Below are 12,213 nucleotides of genomic sequence, written 5' to 3'. Positions count from 1 at the left end.
GGATCAGCGCGCACCGGACGGGGCGAGCCGTTGACGGGAAAGTGCAACAGCGCTGTCGTTTGTGCAATACGTCAGTCCTGACAGGGACTTGCCGGCATCGGGTGTCCCGCGGCGGCCGATTGTCCTATCGAGCGCGGCGAGACGATCGAAAGCAGATGGGGACGAGATGACATTTATCGCAGGGCCCGAGGATCACGTGGTCATCGTCGGCGGAGGGTTTTCGGGGACATTGCTGGCGATCAACCTGATGCGCCATGGCGGTCCGCGAGCAACCCTGATCGAGCGTCGCTCGCGCCAGCTCGCGCGCGGCGTCGCCTATAGTGCGGCGCATCCCAGCCACCTGCTCAACGTGCGCGCGGGGAACATGAGCGCGCTGCCCGACGATCCCGACCATTTCGTGCGCTGGCTCGAGACGCGCGGCGAGGGCGACCGCAAGACGTTCGTGCCGCGGACCACCTACGGGGCGTATCTCCGCGAGATGCTCGACGCGGTGGTCACACGCTCGGAAGGACGGCTGTCGCTTGCCCAGGGCGAAGTCTGCTCGATCGATCTGGTCGCGCGCGGTGGCGTTTCCGTCGGGATGGCCGACGGAAGCCGGATCGCCGCCGACAGCGCGGTGCTCGCGCTGGGCAACCTGCCGCCGCATACGCCGCCGGAACTGATTCCCGAGGACCTGCCGCCCGGCCGCTACAGCGCGGATCCCTGGGCCTCCGATATTGGCGAGGGGCTCGGGCCTGACGACACGGTGGTGCTGGTCGGGACCGGGCTGACCGCGATCGATGCCGCGTTGCTGCTCGATGCGCGGGGGTTTGCAGGTCAGATCCTGGCCGTGTCGCGGCGGGGGCTGTCGCCGCGTCGGCATGTCGACGGCGCGCCGCCCGCACGTGTACTCGACAAACCGCAGGGGGATCTGTCGGCGATCGTCCGCCATATCCGCGCGCGGGCAGGGGCGGACGGCTGGCGCGCGGCGGTCGACGAGCTTCGACCGGTGACGCAGATGCTGTGGGCTGCTGCGCCGACGCCGCAGCGCGCGCGGTTCCTCCGGCATGCGCGGCCCTATTGGGACGTCCACCGGCACCGTCTCGCTCCCACCGTCGCCGACCGTGTCGATGCGCTCGTCACGAGCGGCACGCTGAGCTTTGCTGCGGGCAAGATCGTGTCGGCGACGACGGCAGGGGGGGCCGTCGACCTGACGTGGCGACCGCGCGGCGAGGATGCGCCCATCGTCACGCGTGCGGCGCGGATCGTCAATTGTACCGGGCCGCAGGGCGATCTGTTGCGCTCCGACGAGCCATTGATCCGGCACCTTATCGCGGATGGCGTGATCCGTCCCGATCCGCTGCGGCTAGGTGTCGATGTGGATTCACAATCACGTGCGATTGGTCGCAACGGGGTCGTCGAGCAGCGGTTGCACTGCATCGGCCCGATGACGCGTGGAGGGCTGTGGGAGGTTGTCGCGGTGCCCGATATCCGTCAACAGAGCTGGGACCTGGCGCGGCGGTTGTCGAACGCGCAGTGGGTCGGCGGCGAGGGACTGTAGGAGCGGGGCTCCAGCAGCGCGCTGCCGCCAGCCGGTCGCAAACGGGCCTGCGCACGTGGCGCAGGCCCGTCTTGCATCAGAACCTGAACGCCGCCGTCGCGCGCAGGCTGTGCCAGCGGAACTTCTCGTCGCTGCGCTTGAAGTCAGTGCCGGTGGTGTTGGGGGCCAGCACGAACGGGTTGTTTGCGACCAGGATCGGGCTGCCCGAGATGGCGGGACCCGCCGTCGTACGGACGCGGAAATCGTCGTCCTTGTACTGATGGAACATATATTCCATCCCGATCGAGATGTTCTTCGTCAGCTTCTGCTCGATGCCGCCGCCGCCGAGGAAACCCCATTGCTGGCGCTTGCCCGACGCCGCAAAGGCATTGGCGGTGTTGGTGGTGAAGAACAGGCGGTCGATCTTGGCATAGCCCGCACCGAACGTGCCGTAGAACAGCGTGGTGTTGACCGCATAGCCGGCGCGGCCGCGGACGGAGGCTTCCCAATCGATCTTGCGCGCCATCGTATAGCTGGCGGGCGTGCTCGAGAAGGCCGCGACGCTGTCGGTGATCTCGGACTTGCCGAATTCGCCGACGACGCCGACGACGATGTTGCCGCGCTGCGCATCCATGCCGACCCGGCCATAATAGGCCCAGCCGTCATCGTCGTTGCGGCAGCCAAAGGTCGGGACTGCCGTACGTGCGGAGCCGTTGCAGAACCCTGGCGAGAACGCGTTGGCGCCGCCGATCGTGCTGACCTGGTCGCCGAACGTTCCATCGAGGTTGCGGTCGAACTGGATCGACGAGCCGACATCGTTGCCCTGCACGTCATACCCGCCCGCGGCGCCGATATAGATGCCCGAGAACGGACGCTCTTCGGTCGTTTCCTGCGCGGCGGCAGGCATGGCAAAGGCGCAGGACAGAGCGAGGCCTGCGCAGGAAAGAAGGTGCGAAGTCTTCATGGTGTGATCATCCCGAATTCGGGAGCCGCACATACCGACCAGGCATGCGCGGCTCGAGGAGTGGACCGCGCCCCGACGGGACGCGGGACGGGGTTACGCGTTGGCCGCGCTCGTCTTGATGTTACCGTTGAGGCCCGCGGGGAAGAACCCGCCGGACGAGACGGATGCGCTGTTGAGGTACACGATATTGAGGACCTGCCCGGCGGAACGGCTGTAGACGATCCCGTTGGCGTCGGTCGGCACGATGTTCGAGACGTTGGCATCGGTGCCGGTGATACCCTGATCGTCGTCCCCGATCACGCCGGTCGACGTGTTGGTGATGGTGCCGTCGAGGCTGTCGCGCGCGTTGCTGATCGCATTCGCGCCAGTGATGAGCGCCGGGACCGCGGCAACGGCGGCGGTGGTTGGTGTTGCCGGCGTACCCAGGCCGCGACGATAGAGCACCGTCCGGACCAGGCCGGCATGATAGGCCTCGGCGGCAAGGATGCCGGCAGCAGCCTCGAGATAGGTCTTGTTGGCGATCAGAACCGACGCGCCCTTGTATGCCGAAACGCCCACGTCTTCGAAGATGAAAGCGCCCAGCAGGAAGTTGTTCTCGTTTTCGTAGGGATCGAAGACCTGGTTCGCGGTGACGAGACCAGCCGCACGCGCTGCTGCCGTGAACGACCCCGGCGATGCGACGGTGCCGGCCGAGATGTTGATCGCAGGCTGCGCGACTGCTGCAGTGCCCAGCGCGCTGCGAAGGAAGGCGACATGCGCTATCTCGTCGAGGGCGATCTCGCGCGCATATTCCCGAATGACCGCATCCCCGGTCCCGTTGGCGAACTCCGGAACCTGGCGGCCACCGGTCACTGCGCCTTGCGTCCCGGTGCCGGTCAGCAAACTTGCATTGAGGCCAACCCCGAACACGGCAAAGGCATAGAATTGCGCTTCGAGATATTCGAGCTGGAGCGCGAAGTTGAGGACGTCGGCGTCGTTGAGGGCCGGTGCGGGAGTCGGGGTCGGCGTGGGTCCGGGTGCGAGGTCGCTGTCGTCATTGCCGCATGCGGCGAGCAGCGAAGCGCCGCCAACGGCAAGCGCGCCACCACCGGCGAAGCGCAGGAAGCCGCGGCGTTCGTTGCGGCGGGTGGCGATCCTGTCGAAGATTTCGAGCTTTGTCTGGATGTCGGTCATGGGTCTATCCCCTTGAAAGTCGTAAGCGTGGCTTTTGGCGGATGCGTGTCGGATCAGGACGACGTGGTGCTGGTCCGGATCGTTCCGTTAAGGCCCGCGGGGAAGAAGCCGCCGGCCGATGCCGCGCTGCCGTTGAGATAGACGATGTTGAGCACCTGGCTCGTCGACCGGCTATAGGCGACGCCATTCGCGTCGAGCGGCACGATGTTCGACGCCTGCACCGCAGCCTGTGTCGTGGACAGGTTGGTGGGCGTCTGGCTCAGAGGCGAGATGCCCTGATCGAGATCGAGTGTCGCGCCGTCGAGCCGGTCACGGGCATTGGAGATGGCATCCGCCGAGGTACGCAACGCGGGAACAGCAATGCCCTTCGCATACAGCGTCGTGCGGACAATCGCCGAATGATAGGCCTCGACCGCGAGGATACCGGCTGCGGCTTCGAGGTAGGTCTTGCTGGTCAGCAACGGCGCTGCGCCCTTGTAGGCGGTAACGCCGACATCCTCGAAGATGAAGGCGCCGAGCAGGAAGTTCTCAGGCGAAGAATAGGGGTTAAACGCCGTGCCGGCAGGGACGAGACCGGCTGCCTGTGCGGCAACCGAGAAGGCACTGGTCGGCGAAACGCTGACGTCGATCGCCGGCTGGGCGACGGCCGCGCTGCCAAGCGCCGTGCGCAGGAAGCGGACATGCGCGATTTCATCCTGCGCGATCTCGCGCGCATATTCAGCGACGCGCGGATCGAAGTTGAAATTGACTTGCGTGCCACCGCGAACCGCACCCTGCGTGCCGGTGCCGGTCAGCAGCGAATTGTCGAGCCCCGTGCCATAGGCTGCGTAGGAGTAGAACTGCGCCTCGAGATATTCGAGGTTGAGCGCGAAGTTCAGGACATCGGCGTCGGTGACCGACTGGGCGGCGGCGGCGGTCGACAGCGTCATTGCGGTCGCACCGGCGGCGGTCATCGCAGCAGCACCGACGACGCTCTTGAAGAACTCCCGCCGATCGTTGCGCCGTTCGACACGGGCATCGAGGGCATCGATCAGATGGTTTGATTCGGTCATTGGCTTCATCTCCCTGAACCAGGCACGTCGGCACATGGTCAGCGCGTGGGTCGCCTTCGCTGGGCGCTCTCACGTGCTCGACGACCCAGAAACGGGATCAGGGAGATAAAGTTGCAACTAAATGATAAGACAGGGCAAATTATCGAATTATACTAATCCCCAGCAGTATTTCGGTGCGCTTAAATTCACGTGTCGGACGACTTGTCCATCGTGCGGGTGTCGAAGTCGGCGGCATCGTGCCGTTCGTGCAACTGACTGGCCGGATCACCCATGACGCGGTTGACCATCCGGCCGCGGCGTACCGCAGGTCGTGCGGCGATCGCTGTCGCCCAGCGCTGAACGTTGGGATAGTCCTGGACCTGAAGGAACTCGCCGGCGTCGTAGAGTTCGCCCTGCGCGAGGACACCGTACCACGGCCAGGCCGCCATGTCGGCGATCGTGTACGCATCGCCGGCGAGATAGTCGTTGTCGGCGAGGCGGCGGTTCAGGACGTCGAGCTGGCGCTTGGCCTCCATCGCGAACCGGTCGATCGCATATTCGATCTTGACGGGTGCATAGGCGTAGAAATGCCCGAAGCCGCCGCCGATGAACGGCCCGCTGCCGACTTGCCAGAACAGCCACGAGAGACAGGTCGCGCGTGCCGCGGGCTCGGTCGGCAGGAATGCGCCAAATTTTTCAGCAAGATGCATCAGGATCGCGCCGGACTCGAAGATCGGAATCGGCGTCGCATCGCTGCGATCCATCAGCGCAGGGATCTTCGAATTGGGATTGATGTCGACGAAGTCGCTGCCGAACTGGTCGCCCTCGTTGATCCGGATCAGCCAGGCATCATATTCTGCCCCGGCATGGCCGAGCGCGAGCAGCTCCTCGAGCATGATCGTCACCTTCACGCCATTGGGTGTGCCGAGCGAATAGAGCTGGAGCGGGTGGCGTCCGACGGGAAGCGCCTTGTCATGCGTCGCGCCCGCAATGGGACGGTTGATTGCGGCGAACCGGCCGCCATTCTCGCGGTTCCACGTCCAGATTGCCGGGGGAGTGTAGGATGAGGCGTCGGTCATGACGATGCTCCGTTGCTGAATAAGAGAAGGTAGGGAACGGCAGAGGTCCGTGTCGGTGCTGAACGCCCCAGCTCCAAGATCGCCGCGTTGCGTGGCGGACCACCGAGGCAGGGGGGCAGGAATAGGCGACGCAGCGGTCACTCACCACCATTCGCTGTCGTGATGCGTCCGTCGTGCGTGGGAAACCTCCGGGCAGCCTGCGTACCGATGACGCGGCATATCGCGTTACGCCTCGCCAGTGGCGCGTTTACCATGAGTGCGTTCCGGTCGGCGTGAAAGGCGGTCCCGCACATCGTGTCCGGCGTCCGATGATGACGGCTGTTCGGGGCAAGCTCTTTATAATACAATGTTTATGAGGGACGAAGCATGATGCGGCACTATAGCTGAGGAATTTCACGGATGATCTTTAACATTAACTCTATTCTTGGTATTGGTAAGAATATCTTAGTGAATAGTCTGTTCGTGTTGTAATATTCGCAAGGTATTTGTTAAATAATTTGGTGTAAACCATGGTGGCGCTAAGTCCGGGGTGGTGGTTCGCGTTGCCGAGGGGGTTTCGGGCAATGCGAGCGTCGGGGGTCGTCGGGGCAGGGGTGGCAAATGAACATTGATCAAGTCGTTGGCGGAACATGTGTCGCTGGGGTGCCGGCAAGCGCCTTCGCCATGCCGCCCGGCATGCGGATGCGGTACGATCCGCCGCATGCCTCGCTGTCCGACTATCTGACGGGCTATGCGATCTACGCGGCCGAAAGCCGGGCGCCGATGGTCAACTGGTACCTGCCCGCGCCGGCGATGATTTCGGTGCTCGTGGACGCCGGGCCGGTCTCGGTCGCGATCGGCAACCACCGGTTCGGCCCGCTGGACCGCGTCAGCCTGTATGGACCGACGAGCCGTGCGTTCCAGACGGTGACGCATGGCGGCATCGCGGTCGGCATCGGCGTCAGCGCGCTGGGCTGGTCGCGGCTCACGTCGCGGCTCGCGGGGGATTTCCGCAACAAGATCGTGCCGCTGGACACCGTGGTCGGCGGCGTCGTCGCGCGTCGGCTGACCGAGGGTCTGGACGCCTTGTCCGACGATGCGATGATCAAGCCGTTGCTCGATTCGATCTTCGAACCGCTGTTCCTGCGCCGGCATCCGCACGAGGACCTGATCCGTGCGTTCACGACATTGGCGGTCACCGACGGCGTCATCGAAATGCACGACGTCGCCGAACGGCTCGGGATCGAGACGCATGCCTTGCGGCGGCTTGCGACGCGGCATTTCGGCATGCTGCCAAAGATGTTGCTCCGCCGGGCGCGGTTTCTGCGATCGTTCATCAAGCTGATCCAGCCCGATGGCCGGATCGACTATTCGGCGATCGACAGCAGTTACTTCGACGCCTCGCATTTCCTTCGCGACGCCTCGACCTTCCTCGGAACGACGCCGCGGCGGTTCCTAGCGTCGGAAACGGTGTTTCTCAAGGCGAGCCTGCGGGCACGCGCCGCGGTCATCGGGACGCCGACGCAGGCGCTGCACGTCGCGCCGTCGCCAGTGGTGATCCGGCCGGGTCGCGGAAGCCCGGGGTTCCAGGACGAACTGCCGGGCTGACCGCCGGACGTTTGCACAGGCGGCGGGCGAAACCCGCGTCGTCGTCAGGAACGATCGATGCTGCCCTGGCGAGGGCGGCGCACGGTTTGCAAAGGGGAAGGGCAAGGCATGGGGCAATGGCGCAACGTCGCTGAACGCGTTCCGGGATACCGGATGGCGCTCGCGCTGCGTGATCTGACGCGGCCGGGCGACCGGCGCGCGGCTGCGCTGTTGCGCCTGCGACGACCCGCCGGGCTCTTCCAGCCGTTCGGCACGACCGGGGTCGATCGCTATCCGGCGATCTTCGGCCGGCTGCGCGAGGCGTTGCAGCCGCATCCCGCCACGCACGGCGACGTCCCGCTCCGGCTGTTGTCCTTCGGATGCTCGACGGGCGAGGAGGTGTTCACGCTGCGTACGTATTTTCCGACCGCCACGATCACGGGGATCGACATCAGCGCGCCGCGTATCGCGGTGGCGCGGCGCGAGGTGCCGGCCCGCCAGCAAAAGACGACGCGCTTCGTCGTGGCCGCGTCGGCCGCGGGCGAGTTGCCGGACAGCTATGATGCGGTTCTCGCGATGGCGGTTTTCCGTCACGGCGACCTGGCCGATGGACCCGCGCGGATAGGCGCCGGCCTGTCGTTCGACCGGTTCGAAACCGCCGTCTCGCAGCTTGCCGTGCGGGTAAGGCCGGGGGGATATTTCGCGATCCGCCACGCCAATTTCCGCTTCGCCGACACCGCGATCGCCGATGGCTTCGACGCGATCATGTGGGACGAGTCGATCACCCCGCATTACGACCGCTCGGGTCTCAGACTCCGGCACGTGGCGACCGAGCCGTGTCTTTTTCGAAGACGGTACGATCCCGACATCGCATCCCGTCCTGACGATCCCGTCGTCGGATGATAGCGGGCGATGCGCGATCCTTTGCTGCGGACTTTTTCGGGTTCGCGCCTCGCCGCGTGATGCTCGCCACGATCATCGTCGGCATGGGGGCGCTGGTCGAAGGGCTGGGGATCATGCTGCTCGTACCGCTGTTCGCGGCGGTCACCGGCCCCGATGGGGATCGGATCGCGCAGCTTGCCACCTGGCTTTTCGACCGCGTCGGGCTGTCCGGGCGCAGCGACCGGCTCGCCGTCATCATGATGCTGTTCGGCGTGCTGATGATCGTCCGGACCGCACTGCTTGCCCGGCGGCAGGTCCTGCTTGCTCAGCTCGAGCTCGATTACCTCGCCCGGATACAGCAGCGGCTCGTGACGCGGCTGGCGGATGCGCGGTGGGAGCGCGTCGCGCGGTTGCGTCATGCGCGCGTCGTGCAGGCGCTTGGCAGCGACGTCGCGCGCGTCGGGGAGGCCGCATTGGGACTGCTGCAATCGCTCGTCGCATGCGCGATGCTCGTCGTGCAGGTCGCGCTCGCGATGTGGCTCAGCCCGGGATTGACGATCGTCGCGCTGCTGTTGTTCACGCTGGCGGGGGCGATGACCCGCAAGTTGCTCCATGCCGCACGCGCGATGGGGGATGCGGTGACGGGTCTGCACCTTCGCCTGCTCGACAACACCGGGCAGTTCCTCGGATCGCTCAAGCTGTCCGCGAGCCAGAATCTCCAGCATGCGTTCGTCGCCGACTTCACCAGGGCGCTCGATCAGTCGAACGCGCGCGAGCTGGCATTCGTCGACGACCAGAACGCGATGCGCATGCGGCTGACGGTGTTGGCGGCACTGGTCGGCGGCGTGACCGCCTATGTCGGGTTCGCCTGGCTCGCGGTTGCGCCGACGAGCGTTGTCGTTTTGCTCCTGATCCTGTCGAGGATGGGCGGTCCGCTGGGTCTGCTGCAATCGCAATCAGTGAGCTTCGTCCGCGCGCTGCCCGCATATCGTAACCTTCGCGCGCTGGAAAAGGATCTGGGTGGTCGCATGCGTCCGGATGGCGGCAGGCCGCGGGCGGTGGTCGCGCGGGGCGACGTGCCCGATGGCGATATCCTGTTCGACGACGTGGTCTATCGGCATGGCAGCGCATCGGCGCAGGGCTGGTCTGGCGGCGTCGACGGGCTTTCGCTGATGCTGAAACGCGGCGCGATGACGGGCGTGGCGGGGGCATCGGGCGCGGGCAAGACGACATTCGCCGATCTGCTGGTTGGTCTGTATCGGCCCGAGCGCGGCGTCATCTCCGTCGGCGGAACGATCGTCGATCTCGTTGCGATGACCGCCTGGCGTGACCGGCTCGCCTATGTCTCGCAGGATCCGTTCCTGCTCCACGATAGCGTCCGGGCGAACCTCGCCTGGGGAACGGGGGCGGATGAGGCGGCAATGCACGCCGCGCTCGCTATCGCGGGCGCCGACGTTCTCGTAGCACGGCTCGCGCAGGGGCTGGATACGCTGGTCGGGGAGCGCGGGGCATTGCTGTCCGGCGGCGAGCGGCAGCGGCTGGCGATCGCGCGTGCCGTGTTGCGGGATCCGGCGCTGCTGATCCTCGACGAGGCGACCAACGCGATCGATGTCGCAGCCGAGACGGCGCTGCTCGCCAGGCTGCGCAGCGCACGTCCCGCCCTCACGATCGTCTCGATCGCGCATCGATCGGAGACACTCGCGCACTGCGACCATGTCCACGTCCTGTCGCACGGGCGCGTGATCGCAAGCGGGAGTTACGCGATCGTCGCGCCGTATCTCGGGGACGACGGCTTCACGCCGGATCGAGCGTCCCGTCAGCGTGCCGGCGCAGATACGGCATGACCGAGCGGTATTACTACCGCGGCTTCGGCCTGTCGTTTGCCAGCGTGATCCCGATGCCGTCGATCGGTCCGACGCAGCGCGTATCGGGCCAGCACATCGACGTCACGGTGGATCTGGGGCGCGTGCACTTGCCCGATGGCGCCGTGACGATGGGCGATCTGACGATCGCCGTATCGGGTGACGTGGTGCTGGTCGCGATCGAGGAGGTCGGGCGGTTTTCGGTCGTGGGCGGCCGACGCATCGTCGTCGACCGCGATCACGGCGTGGCCGACGACGAATTGCTGCTGTTCCTGCTCGGCAGCGTCTTCGGGATCATCCTGTATCAGCGCGGCTATATTCCGTTTCATTGCAATGCCGTCGAGATGAACGGCCGCGCCATACTGTTCTGCGGCGACCCGGGGGCGGGGAAATCGACGCTTGCCGCGTTTCTCGAAATGCGTGGCCACCGGCTGCTGACCGATGACGTGTGTCCAGTGATGCTGCAGGGGCCGACGGGGGCAATCACCGCCTCGCCGGGCCTTGCGCGGCTGAAATTGTGGGGCGAATCGCTCGAGCTGCTAGGGCGCGAGCGCGCGGGGCTGCGGCAACTCCCCTGGCAGGTCGACAAATATGAAATGCCGCTGGCCGATGACCGCGTGACCGGCGATCTCCCGGTCGGGGCGGTGTATCACCTGCGTGACGACAGCGACGGGCGGGTTCACGGCATCCACCGGCTCGCCGGTCTCGACGCGGTCAACGCCGTCACCGCGAACATCTACCGGCGGCGTATCGGCGATCTGATGGGGCTGGGCGCGATCTATCTTTCGGGTGCCGTCCGGATCGCCCGCGACATCCCGATCTATTCGGTGAACCGCAAATGGGGGCTTTCGCACTTCGAGGCGGAAGCACTCGCTGCGGAGCGGCACATGGGGTCTTCGAGCTTCCTGTGAGGGGAGGGGGCCGGCGTTGCTAGAGGCAAGCCTCATCCACGCGTCCAAGCGATTTCCGGATAACTATCGGATGATCGAAGAAAAGTCCTCAAGCAAATAATGCCGTGTCGCAATGGACTGTAAGGATGCAACACAGTCCTCAAGACTTGTTTACAAGACATTAACCATTGGTGGACTTTAGAACTTGGTTGTCTTAGCCAATGCCTTGTGAGCGACCCGATGGTCGGGGGCAGGGAGGCAGTCATGAACACCAATAGCGAGCGCCTGGTCTGGGAACGTCCGATGCTGTCGCGCATGGACGCGGCCGATGCGAAGAGCGGCAATTTGCACCACACCGATCAGTTTAACTTTAGACGCAACACTGGTTCCTGATCACTGCCGAGCCGATGCAAGCCGGCCCGACAAAACTGACGGCGAAAAGCGCGGCTTGCGGGTCGCGCTTTTTTCGACGTGGTGATGATGACGGTGACGGTGACGGTGACGGTGACGGTGACGGTGACGGTGACGTGGTGACGGTGGCGTGGTGACGGTGGCGTGGTGACGGTGGCGTGTGGTCGGCATGACCGAGTCCGTCCGGACAGCATTCGTGTGGGGCATCTGCCGCTGGGTGAAGGCCCGCCTGTCTGCGTCCAATCGGCGCGTTCCGTCCCAGCGTGCGGGATGGCTGCTGACAACAGATCTCGGCTGCCGGCAATGTGCGCTGGGTTCTGCGTGGCGGGGGCGTGCAGGCCCCAACGTGGTGCCCGTTATTCCGCAATCACGAGCAACGCCCGACCTCGCCCGCGTCGGGTCGCACCGCAGTAGCGCCGGCGCGAAGTGCGTCGAAAGCTGATCCATCGGAGAGTCGAGCTATCGTCCGGCCTGTGCGCCTTCGAGCCATCACGGGGGATATGCGCCGGGTTCCACTTCGTAATAATGGGGTTATGTCGTGGTGAATCAAGAAGATATTTCAGTGATTCGTAATGCAGCGGCAGTTACCGCGGAAATTGGTGGACAACTCGTGGCGCTGGATGTTCAAAAGGGGACGTGTTACGGACTGAATGGCGTTGCCACTCGAATCTGGAACATGATCGAGGCGCCGATGCGGGCTGCGGATATTTGCGATAGGCTTTGCGAGGTATACGACGTTGATCGGGATGAGTGCCTTGCGCAGACGACCGGTCTTCTTGCGGAATTGCAGGCTGCGGGCTTGGCTCATCCCGCTTCCCGGACGTGATCGGCAGCGC

11 protein-coding genes are annotated in these 12,213 nt (G+C 65.2%); 7 read left to right on the top strand and 4 right to left on the bottom strand.

The annotated features are described in order from the left end of the window. Positions 1-166 precede the first annotated feature (166 nt). Positions 167-1,540 (top strand): FAD/NAD(P)-binding protein, encoded by a 1,374-nt coding sequence (locus ASE72_RS02550; RefSeq protein ID WP_056016254.1) that lies wholly within the window; start codon positions 167-169, stop codon positions 1,538-1,540. 76 nt (positions 1,541-1,616) lie between these two features. Here the strand turns inward: ASE72_RS02550 and ASE72_RS02545 are convergent, their stop codons facing one another. The 4 genes from ASE72_RS02545 to yghU form a co-directional block, all read right to left on the bottom strand. Next, a complete protein-coding gene (locus tag ASE72_RS02545) occupies positions 1,617-2,483 on the bottom strand; it encodes an outer membrane protein (RefSeq protein ID WP_056016252.1) in 867 nt (288 codons plus the stop codon). Between the two features lie 93 nt (positions 2,484-2,576). After that, entirely contained in the window at positions 2,577-3,656 is a 1,080-nt protein-coding gene (locus ASE72_RS02540) for a ferritin-like domain-containing protein (RefSeq protein WP_056016248.1), read from the bottom strand. 53 nt (positions 3,657-3,709) lie between these two features. Continuing rightward, positions 3,710-4,708, bottom strand: a complete 999-nt coding sequence (locus ASE72_RS02535) for a ferritin-like domain-containing protein (protein ID WP_056016245.1) — start codon at positions 4,706-4,708, stop codon at positions 3,710-3,712. Between the two features lie 185 nt (positions 4,709-4,893). Further along, positions 4,894-5,766: a glutathione-dependent disulfide-bond oxidoreductase gene (gene yghU / locus ASE72_RS02530; protein ID WP_056016242.1), complete on the bottom strand. Its 873-nt coding sequence runs from the start codon at positions 5,764-5,766 to the stop codon at positions 4,894-4,896. Positions 5,767-6,366: 600 nt separating this feature from the next. On the opposite strand from yghU, the gene ASE72_RS02525 reads away from it, so the two are divergent. From ASE72_RS02525 to ASE72_RS19530, 6 genes are all read left to right on the top strand, one after another. After that, complete coding sequence (locus ASE72_RS02525; protein ID WP_082445745.1) at positions 6,367-7,353, top strand: helix-turn-helix domain-containing protein; 987 nt, start codon at positions 6,367-6,369, stop codon at positions 7,351-7,353. A 108-nt stretch (positions 7,354-7,461) separates the two neighbouring features. Beyond that, the gene (locus ASE72_RS02520) at positions 7,462-8,235 is read left to right on the top strand and encodes a class I SAM-dependent methyltransferase (protein WP_056016236.1); all 774 of its coding nucleotides are present in this window, start codon (positions 7,462-7,464) and stop codon (positions 8,233-8,235) included. After that, the gene (locus ASE72_RS02515; protein ID WP_056016233.1) at positions 8,232-10,058 is read left to right on the top strand and encodes an ABC transporter ATP-binding protein; all 1,827 of its coding nucleotides are present in this window, start codon (positions 8,232-8,234) and stop codon (positions 10,056-10,058) included. The genes ASE72_RS02520 and ASE72_RS02515 overlap by 4 nt, the downstream gene beginning before the upstream one ends. Further along, positions 10,055-10,987, top strand: a complete 933-nt coding sequence (locus ASE72_RS02510) for a hypothetical protein (RefSeq protein ID WP_056016230.1) — start codon at positions 10,055-10,057, stop codon at positions 10,985-10,987. Before ASE72_RS02515 ends, ASE72_RS02510 begins: the two co-directional genes overlap by 4 nt. 243 nt (positions 10,988-11,230) lie before the next feature. Beyond that, positions 11,231-11,359, top strand: a complete 129-nt coding sequence (locus ASE72_RS20990; RefSeq protein ID WP_268795873.1) for a hypothetical protein — start codon at positions 11,231-11,233, stop codon at positions 11,357-11,359. 556 nt (positions 11,360-11,915) lie between these two features. Beyond that, entirely contained in the window at positions 11,916-12,203 is a 288-nt protein-coding gene (locus tag ASE72_RS19530) for a PqqD family protein (protein WP_082445743.1), read from the top strand. Positions 12,204-12,213: the final 10 nt, after the last annotated feature.

Origin of the sequence: Sphingomonas sp. Leaf20 (assembly GCF_001421535.1) — a bacterium.
Classification (GTDB): domain Bacteria; phylum Pseudomonadota; class Alphaproteobacteria; order Sphingomonadales; family Sphingomonadaceae; genus Sphingomonas.
This window is presented reverse-complemented; position numbering and strand designations above follow the sequence as displayed.